Raw genomic sequence first — 17,220 nt, forward strand, 5'->3', positions numbered from 1 at the left:
TGGCACAATAATCGACGGCCGTTTAATTTCCCTGGTTGCTCTCACCTTTTTTCGTCTGCTGCCGATAACTTCATCACTAACTGTTCATCACCTGCGCCGATGCAGAGGCAACAATGGATAATTTTCAAAAGAGATAGATGAGAGAGCGAACCTCGCGTTATCGAACAAGTTTGAACTGCTGCTTTTTCGCTTAGGCTCAGATCAGCGAAAAGGCAAATCAGAACTGTTCGGTATTAACGTCTTTAAGCTGCGTGAAATTGTGCCTATGCCCACGATCACTAAAGCGGCAGGCATGAAATCACCGCTGCTTGGCATGGCCAGCATTCGCGATCAGTTTATTCCGGTTATCGATTTACCTGCCGTGGCGGGCTGCGTGCCAGAAACGGGCCTGAATCTACTGCTGGTGACGGAATATGCGCGCAATACCCAGGCGTTTGCGGTGGAGTCTGTTGAGAACATTGTGCGTCTTGACTGGAGTCAGGTTCATACGGCAGAAGCGGGCATCGGAGGGCGCAACATCACCAGTATCGCCTGCTTAGATAATGACAAGCAGAGCAACAACCTGGCGATGGTGCTGGACGTTGAACAAATTCTGTATGACATCATTCCGTCTGTACGCGGCGCAGAGCCAGAAGCCCAAATCGCCCGCGCGTTTAAATTTCAGCCGGGGGCCGTTGCCATTGTCGCAGAAGACTCAAAAGTAGCGCGTCAGCTACTTGAGCAGGGACTGAAAAGCATGGGCATTCCTGCCTTGATGTATAACACCGGTCTTGAGGCATGGGAAAAAATCAAGCAGATGAGCCAGGAAGCCCAGGCCGCAGGCTTGCCGATTCGCGACAAGATTGCCCTGGTGTTGACCGATCTTGAAATGCCGGAAATGGACGGTTTCACCCTGACCCGTAACATCAAGCGCGATGAAATTCTGAAGCAGGTTCCGGTGGTGATTCACTCTTCGCTTTCCGGCAGCGCCAATGAGGATCATGTGCGTAAAGTCGGTGCTGACGGCTACGTGGCTAAATTCGAGCTGAATGAACTTTCCGATGTGATTTCCAGCGTGCTTGAAGCGGCAGGTTAACCCAGACCGACCATCGTTAACGTCTGCCGCTGATGAGCGGCATAGCAATGCAGGACAGAGAAGATGAATACCGAAACAATCGCAACGAAACAGTCCAGCTCTTTTCTGCACGGGCGTCTGCGTCAACTGAGCTGGATTACCGCCATCATTATGAGCAGTATTTTTTGGGTTGGCCTGTTCATTCTGATCTTCTGATCCTCCCGTTCCCTCTCTCTTAAACGATCCGTTCAGGTTGTCAGCGCGTTGCTGGCAGCCTGAAGTGTTATTTGTTTCTTCCTCCCACCAAACATTAAAACATCTAATTAGTTCAGGCGCGGACGCGCTTTAACGTTGATTTATATCAAAAAAACTAAAGTTAAAATTAAAGCTTCCGATAACTGAGTGCGCTGGAACACCCTTTATTTGCGCGCTGACACACCGCGCAAACGAAAGCTATAAACGGATTGGCAATGGATATTAATTGTTGAATTAACTCTATTAAAAAAAACGGGGAGAGAAAGATGTTCAGTATCAAAAATATGAAGGTCGGTATCCGGCTTGCCATCGCCTTTGGTATTGTGGTCGCGCTGCTGATAGTGATCGGCGTCACCTCCATTAGCAAAATTAATAACATCAAAAGCGGGATCGCGTCGATCGTTGACGATCGTTACGTTAAAGTACGTCTGGCTTTTGATGTGCGTGACGGCGTTAACGATCAGATTAAATATCTGCGCGGCATCGTTATTGATACCCATCATCCGGAGTACAACGTTAAGCGTTTCGGCCAACTGGACGAGGCGACACAACGCACTAACGAGGCGATGAAAAAAATCGCAGCTATTCAGGTCACTGAAGTTGGCAAGAAAAAGATTGCCGGGCTGATCGCCTCTGGTGAAGCGTTTGAAAAAGTGAAAAACGAATTAATCGCTATTGTCAAAACCGGTGATTTTGACGCCGCCAGCACCTATGTCCTGAAGTCGATGACGGCTACGCAAAATAAATTTCTTGATGACGCAGTGACATTTGCTAATTCGCAAGATTCTCAGTTGCGTAATGAAGGCCAAAACATTGTAGCCGACGGCTCCTCCGCCATTCTTATTACCCTGATTTTCTCAGCCCTGGCAATTGCAGCCTCTGTTCTGCTGGGTTATTTCCTGACCCGCTCTATTGTTCGCCCACTGGTTGCCGCTGTGAATGTGGCGGAAAATGTTGCGGCAGGCGATCTCAGCTCAAAAATTCAGGTCAACTCGCGTGATGAAATGGGCGTGTTGATGCAGGCGCTCCAGCGCATGAATGACAACCTGCTTTCTATCGTGACTGAAGTTCGTACCGGTTCTGACACCATTGCCGTGGCATCAAATCAAATCTCCAGCGGTAACCTTGACCTTTCAACCCGTACTGAGCAACAGGCCAGTTCACTGGAAGAAACCGCTTCTGCTATGGAGCAAATGACGTCAACGGTGAAACATAATGCGGATAACGCCCGGCAGGCAAACCAACTGGTGGCATCGACTTCAACCGTAGCGCGTGAAGGCGGTGAAGTCATGGAACAAGTGATCGAGAAGATGGAAGCGATTGCCCTGTCGTCGAAGAAAATTGTCGACATCATTAGTGTCATCGATTCCATTGCTTTCCAGACCAATATTCTGTCTCTTAACGCTGCGGTTGAAGCTGCACGCGCCGGTGAACAAGGGCGCGGTTTTGCCGTGGTGGCAACAGAAGTGCGCAATCTGGCGCAGCGTTCCGCTTCTGCTGCGAAAGAAATTAAAGTTCTGATTGAAGACTCGGTAGCCAAAGTTGATGAAGGCAGCAGACTGGTTACCCATGCCGGTTCCACCATTGGTGACGTGGTGAGCAGCGTGCAAAGTGTGGCAAATATCATGAGCGAAATTACTATCGCCAGCAGCGAACAAAGTAGCGGCATTAGTGAGATCAATTTGGCAATCACGCAAATGGAAGCGGTTACTCAGCAAAATGCTGCGCTGGTGCAGGAAGCTTCTGCTGCGTCGCAGGCGTTACAGGATCAGGCTGAGCGTATGGCTCAGGCGATGAGCGTATTCAAAGTCGGTCAGATGTCGGTTAACCACGCATAATGCCTTGCCCGGCAATGTTTGCCGGGCAACGTTTCCTGTCTTCAATGGCAGCTCACCCTCACCCCGCGCCAGTTACAGCCAGCATCCCCATCAGATATCATTAATGATGATATTTAAAATAAAATATAACGATTTCATTTATAACATTTCCGCTGTCACACTCTTTCAATACCGCCATGCTGTTTCAGCTTTTCTGAAGCAGCGTCTTAAATTGTTGAAGAGATAACTGCGATGAAAATGCATGCGATTAACTGGCCGCAAGGCTTTATTCCTGGCTTTACTGAAAACTTTTGTTCCAATGAAGTGATTGTGGCCGGGCTTTCTACTGCTGATATCTGGCCACTGCTTATTACTCCCGCTCTGTGGCCAACCTATTATCAAAATTCGGCAAACGCGCGTTTTTATGACAACAAGGGACCGGAGCTGGAACAGGGTGTGCGTTTTTATTTTGAAACGTTCGGTTTTCCGGTGGAAGCCCGCGTCACTGAATACGCCGCCGCCGCGCAAGGCGAACCGGCTCGGGTATCATGGCATGGCTGGGCAGGAGAAGAAGGCTCGGCAGAGCGTTTAGATGTGCTGCACGCCTGGCTGATAGAAGATTTACCTGATAATCGTGTGCGCATTTTGACGCAGGAAACGCAAAAAGGAAAACCAGCGGAAGAATTAGCGAAAGCGAAACCGAATCCGATGATCAATGGTCATCAGGAGTGGCTTGATGGTCTGGTGGCGGCGGCGCGCAACAATCGCCGTTAACGTTTGATCACCGACTTCAAAACAAAAAGGCCGCCAGATGGCAGCCTTTCAAATTATCGTTAATGCAACAACGCTATAAAGCTCAAGTCGCCTTTATCAGAGAGCACCGGGCTGGCTCTGATATGCCATCCTTGCCGTGTTGATTTGAACAACAACCGTTTTACAAAAAATGCACTTCGCTCCATGCGGGTTGGCTCTTGTTACATCAAAATGTGATGTACGGTACTGTGAGCCATTACAGTGTGGGCATTTAAAACGCGTAATTTTGCCGTCCTTAGAGAGCAACAACGTTCGCAGCAGCCGGGCCTTTTGCACCGTTTTCTACTGTAAACTCAACTTGCTGACCTTCATCCAGTGAACGGAAATCTGTGCCCTGGATTGCAGAGAAATGGACGAATACGTCCTTGCTGCCATCCTGAGGAGAGATGAAACCGAAACCTTTCTCTGCGTTAAACCATTTTACGGTGCCGCGGATTTTGTTAGACATGTTTAATTCCTTAATATTGAGCCTTCCGGCATAAATGGCCTGAGAACAGATTTCAATCAGAACGTAAGAGAAGACTCAAAAGAAGGGATGTCTCACGACAAACTTAGAGATGAGAACTGCTTTGGGTACTTACTTTGATAGTGTCTGTTAATCAAACCGACGGTGCATTAGGTCACGTTTGAGACTGAGATGCAAGCGGTTTTCATACTTAAACCGGTGTGCTTTGCCCATCTTGTTAAAATACAGGCGTAAATAATTTTATTTTCCCGGTAAGTGAAAATAAAGCCATCGTTAGCGTTTTTTTAAACTCCCGTGAAGTTTTATCAAATAATGTTGACGGAATAACGCCCGTTCTTTCAAAAAAACCGCGATTAATCATCATTCTTCCTCGTCTGACGCGCAATTTTTCGCCTGAAAACCCTTAAGTTTGATCTTAAACAATGCTAATGATTTTCATGATTTAGCTCACAATTCAGACAACAGGAATAAAATATTCCTTTTATAAGAATAAAAAATAATTAATTATTCCTCCCGCTTTGAAACGGCTTTTTCTTTTTCAATACCAGGGTAATAATAATGAAAACAATGCGTTGTACGATCTCACTTCTTGCTCTTCTCACAAGCTTTACGACACAGGCCGCTGAAATTTATCGAAATAATGACGGTTCTGTGCTCGATCTCTATGGGCGATTAGGCTTTAACATTTCTGATAAGAAAACCGGAAATGACCAAGGGGATTTTGACGGGCGTTTAGGGATCAGTGGACGTCAGGTAGTCAATGACAAGGTCTCGCTAATCGGGCTTGCGCAATATCAAGTCAATGCTTCTGAATATGCCAATAATGTCGAGGGCGAAAATGACAGCCTGACCGCACGTTATGTCTGGGCTGGTCTGGATTTTTCAGAATATGGCAAAGTGACTGCGGGTCGCGTCTCTTCCGGATTGATTATGTTCACAGACATCGGTGACGTTTTCGCCAGTTCTGATGTATCAACAGGTCGTCAGGCAAGACACATTGATCCAACCGCTGTCCAGGTCTTCCGTCAGGATGGCACAGTGCAGTATCAAAATACGTTAGGCAATATTGATTTCTCTACCGCTTATATCTTCGGCAATAGCACATCTGATTTAGATTATGGCTTCAATACGGCCCTGCGTTACACGCTGGATATGGGTACAGCCGGTAAGCTGGCGCCTGTTATTGCTTATCAAAAAACCCGGGCGAAGCAGAGTATCAACAGCCGCACCGCGGGAGCAGACACCTTTACCTATGGCGGCGTGGGTACGCGCTACTATCTCGGCTCTTTTATGCTTGGCGTGCTCTATTCACAAGATAGCGTGACTTACACCAACGGCCACACTGACAGTAAAGATAAAAACTGGGAGTTCACCGCGGCTTATGATCTCAACAGCGACTGGACGGTACGTGCTGGTTATCGCTATCTCAACAACGACGGCGGCGATGAGCTGGTGTTACGTGATACCACTTTTGAACTGCAATACAAACTGACACCGCGCAGCTCGATTTATACCTCGTATGTTCTGCGCAATGGCCAGGATGGTAAAAATATCACCACAGGTAAAACGGTATCGTTTGGCGGCAGTTCAGCATCACAGAACTTCTATCACGCCGGATTGCGCTACGAATTTTAACCCCTCCTCTTCTCTTTGCTTTAAGTGCGGCGACATAGCGTTGCCGCGTTAACGATTTCAATGGCGAAAAAGTAATGAAAATTGATTTATCTGCCCTGACCACTGAAGGCCGTAACAGCCACAGCGCGCATATCGATATGCTTTCAACAGAAGCAATGTTAAGAGTCATCAACAATGAAGATCAAAAAGTGGCACTGGCGGTCGAAAAGGTGATCCCCGCGATTAGCCAGGCGGTAGATCTCATTGTTGCCGCCTTCAGAAAAAAATGCACGGCTGGTCTATTGCGGCGCGGGCACGTCCGGACGGTTAGGGATTCTGGATGCAAGTGAATGCCCGCCAACCTATGGCACACCCCGTGAACAGGTGGTTGCACTGATTGCCGGAGGGCATCAGGCGATTTTACAAGCGGTAGAAAATGCCGAGGACAGTGAGTCTTTAGGGCAGCAGGATTTAAATAACATTCATTTTACCGCTGACGATGTCCTGGTCGGGATCGCTGCAAGCGGTCGTACCCCTTACGTTATGGGCGCACTACAGCATGCAAAAAGCCTGGGTGCACGCACCATTGCGCTGACCTGTAATGAAGGCAGTGCCATCACGCAAATTGCCGATATCGCGATAACGCCTGTGGTAGGTGCTGAAGTGATAACCGGTTCATCGCGCCTGAAAGCAGGCACCGCACAGAAGCTGGTACTTAATATGCTGACAACCGGTGCCATGATCCGCAGCGGTAAAGTCTACGGCAATCTGATGGTGGATGTTGAAGCCACCAACATGAAGCTGGTACAGCGCCAGGTCAACATTGTGATGCAGGCAGCCGAATGCGATCAACAGACAGCATCACAGGCGCTGCAAGCCTGTGATGGACATTGCAAAACGGCCATCGTCATGGTGCTGGCAAACCTGACCCATGAGCAGGCCAGAGCGCGTTTAGAGAAGTTCGATGGGTTTATCCGACCAGCCCTGGCACAAGAAGGAGCCCGGTAATGGCGAAAATTACGCAGCCGTTTATTGCTCAAATACTGCACCTTGTCGGCAATAAAGAGAATATTCAAACCTGTGGACACTGTATGACACGCCTGCGTCTCACGCTCAAAGACGATCGCAGGGTTGATTACAGCCAACTGAAATCTCTGGCGGGCGTGCTGGGCGTCGTTAACAGCGACGATCAGTTGCAAATTATCGTTGGCCCAGGAAAAGCGCAAACAGCAGCAGAAATGATGAATGCGATGCTGGCGGATAGCACGACGCCGGAGGCTGAACCACACTCTCTGGCGGCCTCTGCCAGTCATACCAAACAAAAGATGAAAGCGAAACAAACCAGCGCGGTTCATCAATTCCTGACGAAATTTGCCACCATTTTTACGCCACTGATCCCGGGCTTTATCGCGGCAGGCATGCTGTTAGGTTTTGCTACATTAATCGAACAAAGCTTGCTTGCAGATGTGGCTGATAAAAATGGCCTGCTTGTCCACGCTGTGGGTTACATGAAAATTTTTGGCAAAGGGTTGTTTACCTTTTGCCGATTCTGATTGGTTATAACGCACAAAAGGCTTTTGGGGGTTCGGGCGTAAACGGTGCCATTATCGCCTCTCTGTTCTTGCTTGGTTATAACCCGGCAGCGACCACGGGCTATTTCTCTGGCATCGATAATTTCTTTGACATGGCGATTGATCCACGCGGCAACATTATCGGCGTGTTGATTGCCACTATTCTTGGCGCCTGGGTTGAGCGACAAATTCGCAAAGTCGTGCCTGATAATCTCGACATGATTGTCACCTCAATGCTGACGCTACTGATCACCGGTGCACTGACGTTTACCGTTATCATGCCTTTCGGCGGCGAACTGTTTAAAGGCATGTCGTGGCTCTTTTTACACCTGAACGGCAATCCTTTTGGCTGCGCAGTGCTGGCGGGGCTGTTCCTGATCGCTGTGGTTTTTGGTGTGCACCAGGGCTTTATTCCGGTCTACTTTGCCCTGATGGATGTACAGGGTTTTAACTCACTGTTTCCGATTCTGGCGATGGCTGGTGGCGGTCAGGTAGGCGCAGCACTGGCGCTTTATTATCGCTCCGCGCCACATTCAGCTATTCGTAACCAGGTCAAAGGGGCCATTATTCCAGGACTGCTTGGCATTGGTGAGCCGCTGATTTATGCCGTCACGCTGCCCCGCGTAAAACCTTTTGTGACGGCCTGTATCGGCGGAGCCTGCGGCGGGTTCTTTATTGGCTTGATTGCCTGGCTGGGATTACCAATCGGCCTCAACACGGTGTTTGGCCCGTCAGGCCTGGTTTCCCTGCCGCTGATGACGTCAGGACAGGGGATCTATGCTGGCATGGCAATTTACGCCGCTGGCGTACTGATCTCCTATTTTTTCGGCTTTATCATTACCTGGTTCTTTGGCCATAAAAATGTTGATTTAAGCTGACCCCTGCCAGAGGCGCGTCACTGGTAGCCTCGCGTAACGTCTCTCTTTGATACTGCCCGCACCCGCATGATGCGGGCAGTATTCATTACTTCATATCAAAACATTCCCCTTAACCTTTGGATCATCGCTCTCTTTTTTTGCTGCAACCCGGGGAGTGTATCCCCATCGGCAATCACTAAAAGAGTGTCAACAATTCAGTGATCGATCCGGTTCCCCCGCCGCCATTTGCACTGGCCTGACCGCCAACGTAGCGAAACCGGTAAGCGGGATAGGCTTTGCGATTCGAGCTGGAAATAATTTGTCCCATCGCATAGGGAACAGGGCCGGCAATAACGGTGGTATCGCTGCACAATAAGGTTGAGCATCCCTCCAGCTGCCAGTTGCCCATGGTTCCCGGACTGTTTTGTCGCCAGTAGCCAATCAGCTGTGCGCCTTTCATCACCACGGATTCGCCGCCAAAGCCAACATCAAAGAAGGTCTCATTCTCAACAAATCCCAAATTAGCGATCAGTGAATAGGTCACGCATGAAGCAAAATAGTCGGTGGTGTACAGCCCATCCGTCAGACATTCCGGATGGGAGACCCTTAAACCGGCACCCACTCTGATCACCCCCGCAGTAATAAAGGAAATTTTTACCGTTATGCTATTTGAAGAGGTTATTCCGTCTGCATCTGTGGATTGAATGGTCACAAAGTTATGCGAGCCGACATCCGAGATCCGCCCCGAAATTTCCCCGGAGGCCGACAGCGTAATCCCCTGTGGTAAATCACCCTCAATTATTGCGTAAGTGTAAGGTGCCCTGCCTCCCCGACTGGAAAACGGCTTCGCATAAATATCTTTATTATTAATATTAAAGATAACGTTTGAGGTATCGGAGGCCACAACGACATTGACATTTATCCGCAGCGAAAAGGTATTTTCTGCCGTTACGCCATTCGCATCACTTACCGTTACGGCATAGGTTTTTGCCGCCGCCGCAACCGCAGGTGTACCACTTAGCGTGCCGTTAGTGGCATCCATGATCAGGCCATCTGGTAGCGCCGGCCTTATCGTATAGTGATAAGGTGCGGTGCCGCCGCTGGCGGTGACTGGTGCCGCGCTGGATCCGGCGATTTCTGCCGTCAGGGTGATAACGGGTTGCGCCTGAAGAGCGACCAGTGCATCGTTAATCGTCAATGAAAAGGCTTGCTCTGTTGTCACGCCATTGGCGTCGCTCACCGTTACTGTGTGACTGCCCGATCCTGCTGCTAAAGGCGAACCACTCACTGTGCCGCTGGTTATATCCATTACCAGACCGTCCGGCAGTACCGGGCTTACCGTAAAGCGGTACGGTAGAGTGCCACCGCTGGCAGTGACGGGCACAACACTGACGCGGGGCTGCCCTGCCGTGAGCGTGACAACCGGTAACTGCTGGCTGGCAAGGGGCGCAGCATTCACTGTCAGCGAAAAGGTTTGAGCTGACGTTACGCCGTTGGCATCGCTTACCGTTACGCTGTGCTGACCCGCCGCTGCGGTAGCTGGCGAACCGCTTAATGTCCCGCGGCTTTCATCAAATATCAGGCCCTCCGGCAGCGCCGGCGTGGCGGTAAAACGGTACGGCGCGGTGCCGCCGCTGGCCGTAACCGGTACAACACTGACGCCCGTCTGACCCGCCGTCAGCGTGACGGTCGGCTGCGCCAGGCTGGCTGTTAACGCTGCGTTCACGGTCAGCAGGAAAGTTTGTTCTGATGCCGCACCGTTGGCGTCGGTGACCGTCACGGTATGATGACCTGCCGCTGCGGTGGCTGGCGAACCGCTTAACGTCCCGCTGCTTTCATCGAATATCAGCCCCTCCGGCAGCGCCGGACTCACTGCAAAGCGGTACGGCAGAGTGCCGCCGCTGGCCGTAACCGGTATCACGCTGACGCCCGTCTGACCCACCGTCAGCGTGACGGTCGGCTGCGCCAGACTGGCTGTTAACGCTGCGTTCACGGTCAGCAGGAAAGTTTGTTCTGATGCCACACCGTTGGCGTCGGTTACCGTCACGGTATGATGACCTGCCGCTGCTGTACCCGGCGAGCCGCTTAACGTCCCGCTGCTTTCATCGAATATCAGCCCCTCCGGCAGCGCCGGACTCACTGCAAAGCGGTACGGCAGAGTGCCGCCGCTGACCGTAACCGGTATCACGCTGACGCCCGTCTGACCCGCCGTCAGCGTGACGGTCGGCAACCGCAGCAGGGTAACTGGCGCAGCGTTAATCACCAGTGAAAAGGTTTGATCCGCCGTCGCACCGTTCGCATCGCTCACCGTCACGGTGTGATCCTCTGTGACTACCGTTAAAGGCGAACCGCTTATCACCCCGCTGCTCTCATCCATTACCAGGCCGTCTGGCAGTGCCGGCGTAATCGCATATTGATAAGGCGCAGTGCCGCCGTTGGCTTTGATCGGCAACGCACTGACGCTGCTCTGCTCCTTTGTCAGTGTCACTGTGGGCTGCATCTGGCTGGCGATCAGCGCACCGCTGATCGTGAGTGAAAAAGTTTGTTCCGCCGTCACGTCGTTCGCATCGCTTACCGTCACGGTATAGGTGCCCGCTGCTGCCGTGGCGGGCGAGCCGCTAATAAGGCCGCTGCCCCTGTTGATGATCAGGCCGCCGGGCAGTGCCGGACGCACCGCAAACTGATAAGGCGCGGTGCCGCCGCTGGCCGTTACCGGTGCCACACTGACATCAGCCTGACCCGCCGTTAGCGTAACAGTTGGCTGTGCCGGGATAGCGATCAGCGCATCATTTACCGTCAGCGAGAAGGTTTGAGCGGACGTCATGCCGTTGGCGTCGCTTACCGTCACGGTGTGAATATCTGCCGTCGTCGCCGTGGGCGAGCCGCTGATGGTGCCGCTGCTGGCCTCCAGCTTCAGACCCTCCGGCAAAGCCGGATCCACTGCAAAATGATACGGTGCGGAGCCGCCGCTAACCGTTACCGGCACCGCACTGACGCCGGTTTGCCCCTTCGTCAGGGTGATAGCAGGCAGTTGCTGTATAGCGACCAGTGCACCGTTAATTGTCAGTGAGAACGTTTGATCTGACGTCACGCCGTTCGCATCGCTCACCGTCACGGTGTACCTACCCGCTGCCGCCGTGGTGGGCGAGCCGCTGATGGTGCCGCTGTCCGCCTCCATCACCAGGCCATCCGGCAGTGCCGGATCCACTGCAAAATGATATGGCGCGGAGCCGCCGCTGGCCGTCACCGGCAGCACACTGACGCCGGTTTGCCCCACCGTCAGTGTGATAGCAGGCAGCCGCTGGCTGGTAACCAGCGCATCGATCACGGTCAGCGAAAAGCTTTGCGCTGACGTTGCGCCGCTTGCGTCAGTCACCGTCACGGTATAATTGCCTGCTGCGGGCACTGTCGGCGTACCGCTCAGAGTACCGCTGTCAGGTGCCATCACCAGGCCAGCTGGCAGCGCAGGCGTGACGGTAAAGTGATAAGGTGCCGTGCCGCCGCTGGCCGTCACCGGCGTAATGCTCACGTTCTTCTGTCCTGCCGTCAGGGTGATTGTCGTGATGGCGGGGAGCACACTGAGCGGTTCTGTCAGCGTCAGTGTGCTCGTCAGCGCGCTGATCTTTACGCCATTCAGTTCGGGTGAAAATGTGGCCTGGCCAGCCGTAAGGCCACTGACCTGAGCACTATAGTTGCCAGAGTTTGCAGGGGTTTCTGTGATGGCGGTGACATGAATGTTGTTTACGCCAGTTGCGACGAAATGCAATTCGCCCGCCTTTCCTCTTACCGGTTCATCAGCCTCATCAATCGCCTGAAGGGAGATAACCGCCTGAGCGTGTCCATCAGCCACCAGGGTTGACGGATCGATGCTCAGAATGGAACGTGAAGAAATAGCCGTAACAGGAATAAAACGTAATGTTGTGGTTTTGCTTTTTTTCCCTGCGGTTGCTGTGACGCTCGTCACACCGGCAACTGCAGAGGTGACAGCGAGTGTCGCCTTGCCTTGAACATCCGTCCTTACCGTCTGCGATGAAGTTTTATTGTCAGCATAGCGGACGCTGAACTTAACCTGCTGATCCTCAACCTTGTTTTTATCGGCATCCTCAAGCAGCGCCACAACCGTAACGGGTGTGGTTTGGTCGGCTGGCGCACCATCATTTATGACCTGCAACTCTCCGTTAAAATCCACTTCGGCGGGCAGTACGGTCAGGATTACGCTTTGAGATGGAGAACGATTTCCCTTCATATCTTCTGCCACCAGGCTAAGCAGGTAGGCGTTCGAAGGGTTAACGTCTGAGAGAGGGTCAGGCATTTGATAGCGCGGTAACGTAAGCGAGAAGTGGGTTTTATCTAGCGGTGTTGCTTTCCCGCCCGCCGCAATCAGAGAATCAGCGGACAGATGGACTTTATACAGGCCATATTTTGCCGTTACGTTCGCTATCAGTGACTGACGACTTCCCGCCGGGCCGGTAATTGCGGTTGTATTAAGGGATAATTTAATCAGCGTCTGCTTACGATAATCCAGTACGATTTGGTTATTACGTTTAACCAGAGCATGTCGCCTGCTTTCTGGTTGATAGATGGCAGCAACATTCGCAGGTGCCAGTTGTGCCGCCCATGATTCGTCAGGCCGCCAGGTAAACTCGAGATTCAGATTCGTTTCATTCTGGCCTCCGCCCCCAAACGCCTGTCCACACCCAGCGTAAAGAGGGGAAAAGGCGTCCAGCTCAGCCCGCTTGTGACCGCATAAGGATTGCGTTGTCTGTTATCCTTACCAAAGAGCGCCACCTCTTTACCGTAATATTGTTCAAACTCTATTTTTCCACTCAACTGCGGAAGTCCTGGCAGTCTCCCTTCTGCACGAATATCAAAACCGTTGGCTGCACGCTCATCATAGTCATCAGCATCCAGAGACGGGTGCCAGTTATTGAGTCGCAGATAGGTATTGCCTGTAAATTGCAGATAACGGGTGCTGTACTCAACACCGAAACCGAAACGACGGTTATTGCCTGTTATGTCATAATCAAAAAAATGATTGCCGCCTAACATCCACTCATCAGTGACGTAGCGATATCCCCATCCGACGTTAAACGTATTGCGATTGTCATGGTTACGGCCTCCGGTCTGAATAAACCAGGTATGCTTTGGTGAGTTATAAAAGGAGCAGCCAGTCGACGGCACTGTTAGCAAACTCGCCATATTCACTGATACCAAGATTTACCTGTGCGGTGCCAAACTGACTCAGCCACTGTTGTAGCGCATTGTTTACTTTGCTGTTAGCCAGCGAATGTATCTTACTGGTCACAGTATCGAGGTTATGAAAATTTTTCAGCGTATGACCGGCAAGCTGCAGATTGTCAGTCAGCCGGCGGATTTCCTCTGCGTCATTTACGCGCTTCCCCTTCTGTGACGGGCTTTGTTTTTCTGTACCGGACTCACTGCGCAAAGAGCGCGCAGGCACATCAATCTCACTTCCTGCGCCGAGTTGTGAAAAAGGCTGCTGAAAAATACGAAACTGGTTAAATGCCCTCAGTTGTTCCAGCGTCAGGCCGAAACGTTTTGCCACTTTTTCTGTGGTTTCCCCTTTTCGCAAAATATAAGGTTTGGCCTGTAACGACATAACGGCGCTAAATTCATTCGAAGCGGTGAATTGTGCCGATGAAAAAGAAGCTAATGTTACTGTGCTAATGAAAAAAATTGCAGGAAAAGGCATAACCAGGCAATATTTCTCAACGAAAAAAAGCGAAAAAAACATAAGAGTGCAGCGTTGACATAAGCCTGACCTTTAAAGATATTCCTTGCTGAAAAATACCGAAAAAACAAAAAACAGCGTTCGTTCACTTTGCAAATGCGCATAACACTCCAGCGCACTGTTAAATTAAAACGCCTAACCAACGAATTAACTTTCAACGCTGATTAAATAAAAAATAACAATCACACCCATCCAGACCTGATACAAGACAGGCGGATTGCGTATTACAAAACACCCTGCTCGCGTTGTTCCTGCGCGGTAAGGGTTACGCTACCAGAGCACCTGCAATGAATAAACAGCATGAAAAAAAGATGAATAACAATGGCCTTCATACAATTGATTAAAATCAAAAAAGAGTGATAAAACATGCGGTCACATGACACGACGCAATGTTTATTCATAACAAAAGTAAAAAAAAGAGACGCGGAAAACCAACAAAAAAACAAAATAACAATCACAATAAAAATAAAAAACCCACTCAAAACTTAATTAAATAACAATAAAAAAAAATAATGAGATCAGGTTAAGGATGTAGGTTTGTCAAAAAAGCACAAGCAGTAAAAAATCACAAGAGAGAGCGAAATTTGATAAAAAGGGGCACCCTAACCTTAAATAATCCCTGTTTTTTCCATGGCGAAAATAACCATGAAAACTCGGCTGTAATCAGCCAGAGAAATATTAAGTCAAATTAACAGCAATTTATTTAACACTGAAGGTTTATTTGTTTATCTCGTTCACCACAAATGATTAACAGCTCCTCTTTGTTTATCGTGAGATAACCAAACTATTTTATCTGAATAGCCTCACATCATCTCAAGCCTGTCACTCTCACAATGAGAATCGGGTGTTAACAGACTTTTCTTTTTCGTTATGTCATAAATACACACGGTGCTTCCTGAAGCCACGCGAAACAGGCTAATACGATTATGAGAACGGTTGTCCCAAATCTGTCCTACATGCTAAGGGGGAAAGGAACCAATGATGCTTAACTGCTTGATTTGACTGGTGCCGGAAACAGGAGTCGAACCTGCGACCTTCGCATTACGAATGCGCTGCTCTACCAACTGAGCTATACCGGCAGTACAGGGAATGGCTGCGGGGATTACGTTAAAAAAAAGCGGCAAATGAGTCAAGAGAGGCGGTGCGCAGTTGCTGGTTTTGTCAGCAGAAACAACGCGGTTTGCCGTAATTAACCAAAAAGGCGAGGCCGAAGCCTCGCCAAAACGTACCGATCATCAATCGTAGTAAGCGACCTTACGGTCTACTCCGTTGATATTGACCAGAACAAAGCCTGTCGGCGTGGTTTTGTTTGTCGGTGTACCTGCACTCGTCGCGAGTGTGAGTACACCTTTCTCATTGGCACCAATTCCTGCCAGTCCGTTATGTAAACCAAAGCGTGCCGCTGGTTTCAGCGTGCCAATTTTGGTGGTATCTGTCGCCACCGACAGGTCAGCCTGGAACAGCGAGCATGAGCCCGTATCGAAGCGCGTTGGGCCGGTGTTTTTCAGGTTAAACATGGTGTCACCGCTGTTGGCTTTTAGCTTCACCCAGACCACAGCATAGGTGGTGCCGACGCGGCTATAACGCATATCCAGCACCGCAGGCTGTCCCATATGGCAGGCATCTGCCCATACCGTTTCCAGCCGCTGCAGGTTGATCCAGGTTTTACCGGTGCCTGCCACATTGACCGGCGAGCCAGCGGTGCCTGACGGTGTAGTGGCGTCAGCTTTACCAGTCAACTCAATGACCCACTGTTGGTTGGCGTTCGGGAAGAAAAATTGTCCCAGACGATACCAGTTATCTGTGGTGGTATTATTGGTCACTTTATAACCACTAAAGTAGCCAGCACGCAGTGAACCCGTCATGTAAGTACCATGGTGCTCATCACGGCGGAAACCATATTCAAAGGTCGACAGCCACTTACCCGCCACCAGATTGTTACTCACCGTCGCGCCAGATTGCAGGCCAGTTTGACGCATCAGCACGCGGGCGTTATCAAGGTTGAATGCACTACCACAATCCTCAATATTGAGCGTATCAATTGTCCAGCCGCCATCAGAGAGGTTACCAGGATTACGCGTATGCTCAATCCACACGTTACGCAAAATCCCCTGCGTCATACGTGGCATATAAAGCGTGGCGTCACCGTAACCGGTCTGGAAGTTAGCGTTGCTTAACTCGATAGCAGTGGAGTGATCCCAGACACCGTTCGGTGAGTTTGACCAGCCCACATCAAAGACGCGTGAGAAAGTATTCAGCGTGTAGATCTGATCAAACTTACTGTCGAGCGTATCTTGCAGTTTGAACACCGTGCCGCCAGTGCCTTGGGCGCGGAAGCAACTGATATTGACGGTTTGCCCTTCGATACAGGTATTTTCGAAGAACGGCTGAACGTTGCTGCACATATCGGCCGTGATAGTGCCTTTGTTGGTGGTAACGTCGGCTGTTGCCTGTCCGTTCCAGGTAATACCTTTGATCGCGGTACGGCGCGCCTTTACCTTGAACACCGTGTTCGCACTTTTATCAGAAACGATAGTGGTGCGCGGCAGCGAGCCTAACTCCTGGTCATCGCCCATCAAGCCAAAGAAAGCGATCTCTGTATCGCTGATATCGATCGGCTTGATCAGGAATTTACCGCCAGGAAAACGAACCGGAAGATCCTTCACGTTGGCGTTATAGCTTTGCGCCCACGACATCATGCGGTTAAAGGCATCGGTATCATCAGTAGTACCATCACCTTTTGCACCGAAGTGTAAGATATTCACTTCAGTAGGATCGTTAATGGTGCGTTTCCAGTAGAAACCACTCCCTACCGCGACGGTGCCGCCATCATCTTTCAGCGTTGTAGTGCCGATAAAGCCAACAAAGTCACCGCCGCCACGGAAAGAGGAGTCTTTATCGTAGTAACGGTTGAGATAGGCAACTTCGCCAGATTTAGACGGAGCAGTCGTGCGGAGTGCTGCAAATGAGGTAACTTCAATCATAATATCCTCCTCAGGATAAGTGTGATAATTCGCTGAT

Annotated in this window: 11 protein-coding genes, 1 tRNA gene and 2 pseudogenes; 7 read left to right on the forward strand and 7 right to left on the reverse strand. The window is 50.5% G+C overall.

Translation table 11 applies throughout. The annotated features are described in order from the left end of the window. Window positions 1–133: 133 nt before the first annotated feature. From O3W44_RS08830 to O3W44_RS08845, 4 genes are all read left to right on the forward strand, one after another. Window positions 134–1,075 (forward strand): chemotaxis protein, encoded by a 942-nt coding sequence (locus O3W44_RS08830; protein WP_269294402.1) that lies wholly within the window; start codon window positions 134–136, stop codon window positions 1,073–1,075. 63 nt (window positions 1,076–1,138) lie between these two features. After that, window positions 1,139–1,270, forward strand: a complete 132-nt coding sequence (locus tag O3W44_RS08835; protein WP_269292773.1) for a hypothetical protein — start codon at window positions 1,139–1,141, stop codon at window positions 1,268–1,270. A 305-nt stretch (window positions 1,271–1,575) separates the two neighbouring features. Continuing rightward, window positions 1,576–3,147, forward strand: a complete 1,572-nt coding sequence (locus O3W44_RS08840; protein ID WP_269292774.1) for a methyl-accepting chemotaxis protein — start codon at window positions 1,576–1,578, stop codon at window positions 3,145–3,147. A gap of 237 nt (window positions 3,148–3,384) precedes the next feature. After that, window positions 3,385–3,900: an SRPBCC domain-containing protein gene (locus O3W44_RS08845; RefSeq protein WP_269294403.1), complete on the forward strand. Its 516-nt coding sequence runs from the start codon at window positions 3,385–3,387 to the stop codon at window positions 3,898–3,900. Window positions 3,901–3,996: 96 nt separating this feature from the next. Here the strand turns inward: O3W44_RS08845 and ymcF are convergent, their stop codons facing one another. Further along, entirely contained in the window at window positions 3,997–4,188 is a 192-nt protein-coding gene (gene ymcF, locus O3W44_RS08850) for a cold shock small protein YmcF (RefSeq protein ID WP_269294404.1), read from the reverse strand. Next, window positions 4,175–4,387 carry a transcription antiterminator/RNA stability regulator CspE gene (cspE, locus tag O3W44_RS08855; protein WP_269292775.1) on the reverse strand — a complete coding sequence of 71 codons (213 nt, stop codon included), beginning with the start codon at window positions 4,385–4,387 and terminating at the stop codon, window positions 4,175–4,177. Before cspE ends, ymcF begins: the two co-directional genes overlap by 14 nt. Before the next feature lie 669 nt (window positions 4,388–5,056). Between cspE and O3W44_RS08860 the strand changes: the two genes are divergently transcribed. The 3 genes and pseudogenes from O3W44_RS08860 to murP all read left to right on the forward strand — a co-directional run bounded on the left by O3W44_RS08860 (window position 5,057) and on the right by murP (window position 8,468). Beyond that, complete coding sequence (locus O3W44_RS08860) at window positions 5,057–6,040, forward strand: porin (protein WP_269292776.1); 984 nt, start codon at window positions 5,057–5,059, stop codon at window positions 6,038–6,040. Window positions 6,041–6,114: 74 nt separating this feature from the next. Further along, window positions 6,115–7,027, forward strand: a pseudogene (murQ, locus tag O3W44_RS08865) (N-acetylmuramic acid 6-phosphate etherase). Then, window positions 7,027–8,468: pseudogene (gene murP, locus O3W44_RS08870) on the forward strand (PTS N-acetylmuramic acid transporter subunit IIBC). Before murQ ends, murP begins: the two co-directional pseudogenes overlap by 1 nt. 175 nt (window positions 8,469–8,643) lie before the next feature. Here the strand turns inward: murP and O3W44_RS08875 are convergent. From O3W44_RS08875 to O3W44_RS08895, 5 genes are all read right to left on the reverse strand, one after another. After that, window positions 8,644–12,759 (reverse strand): putative Ig domain-containing protein, encoded by a 4,116-nt coding sequence (locus O3W44_RS08875; RefSeq protein ID WP_269292777.1) that lies wholly within the window; start codon window positions 12,757–12,759, stop codon window positions 8,644–8,646. Window positions 12,760–13,097: 338 nt separating this feature from the next. Beyond that, on the reverse strand, window positions 13,098–13,646 hold the full coding sequence (locus tag O3W44_RS08880; RefSeq protein ID WP_269292778.1) for an inverse autotransporter beta domain-containing protein: 549 nt from the start codon (window positions 13,644–13,646) through the stop codon (window positions 13,098–13,100). Then, window positions 13,600–14,067 carry an inverse autotransporter beta domain-containing protein gene (locus tag O3W44_RS08885; protein WP_269292780.1) on the reverse strand — a complete coding sequence of 156 codons (468 nt, stop codon included), beginning with the start codon at window positions 14,065–14,067 and terminating at the stop codon, window positions 13,600–13,602. Before O3W44_RS08885 ends, O3W44_RS08880 begins: the two co-directional genes overlap by 47 nt. Before the next feature lie 1,135 nt (window positions 14,068–15,202). Beyond that, a tRNA-Thr gene (locus O3W44_RS08890) sits at window positions 15,203–15,278 on the reverse strand. 156 nt (window positions 15,279–15,434) lie between these two features. Further along, window positions 15,435–17,183, reverse strand: coding sequence for a glycosyl hydrolase family 28-related protein (locus O3W44_RS08895; RefSeq protein WP_269292781.1), 1,749 nt, complete (start codon window positions 17,181–17,183; stop codon window positions 15,435–15,437). Between the last annotated feature and the right edge of the window lie 37 nt (window positions 17,184–17,220).

The organism is Pantoea sp. LMR881 (genome assembly GCF_027157825.1).
Lineage (GTDB): Bacteria > Pseudomonadota > Gammaproteobacteria > Enterobacterales > Enterobacteriaceae > Pantoea > Pantoea haifensis.

Coding starts and splice junctions, on each gene's coding strand:
- O3W44_RS08835 (WP_269292773.1), top strand. CDS start 1,139: ATGAATACCGAAACAATCGCAACGAAACAGTCCAGCTCTTTTCTGCAC.
- cspE (WP_269292775.1), bottom strand. CDS start 4,387: ATGTCTAACAAAATCCGCGGCACCGTAAAATGGTTTAACGCAGAGAAA.
- O3W44_RS08875 (WP_269292777.1), bottom strand. CDS start 12,759: ATGCCTGACCCTCTCTCAGACGTTAACCCTTCGAACGCCTACCTGCTT.
- O3W44_RS08845 (WP_269294403.1), top strand. CDS start 3,385: ATGCATGCGATTAACTGGCCGCAAGGCTTTATTCCTGGCTTTACTGAA.
- O3W44_RS08840 (WP_269292774.1), top strand. CDS start 1,576: ATGTTCAGTATCAAAAATATGAAGGTCGGTATCCGGCTTGCCATCGCC.
- O3W44_RS08895 (WP_269292781.1), bottom strand. CDS start 17,183: ATGATTGAAGTTACCTCATTTGCAGCACTCCGCACGACTGCTCCGTCT.
- O3W44_RS08880 (WP_269292778.1), bottom strand. CDS start 13,646: ATGGCGAGTTTGCTAACAGTGCCGTCGACTGGCTGCTCCTTTTATAAC.
- O3W44_RS08885 (WP_269292780.1), bottom strand. CDS start 14,067: ATGTCGTTACAGGCCAAACCTTATATTTTGCGAAAAGGGGAAACCACA.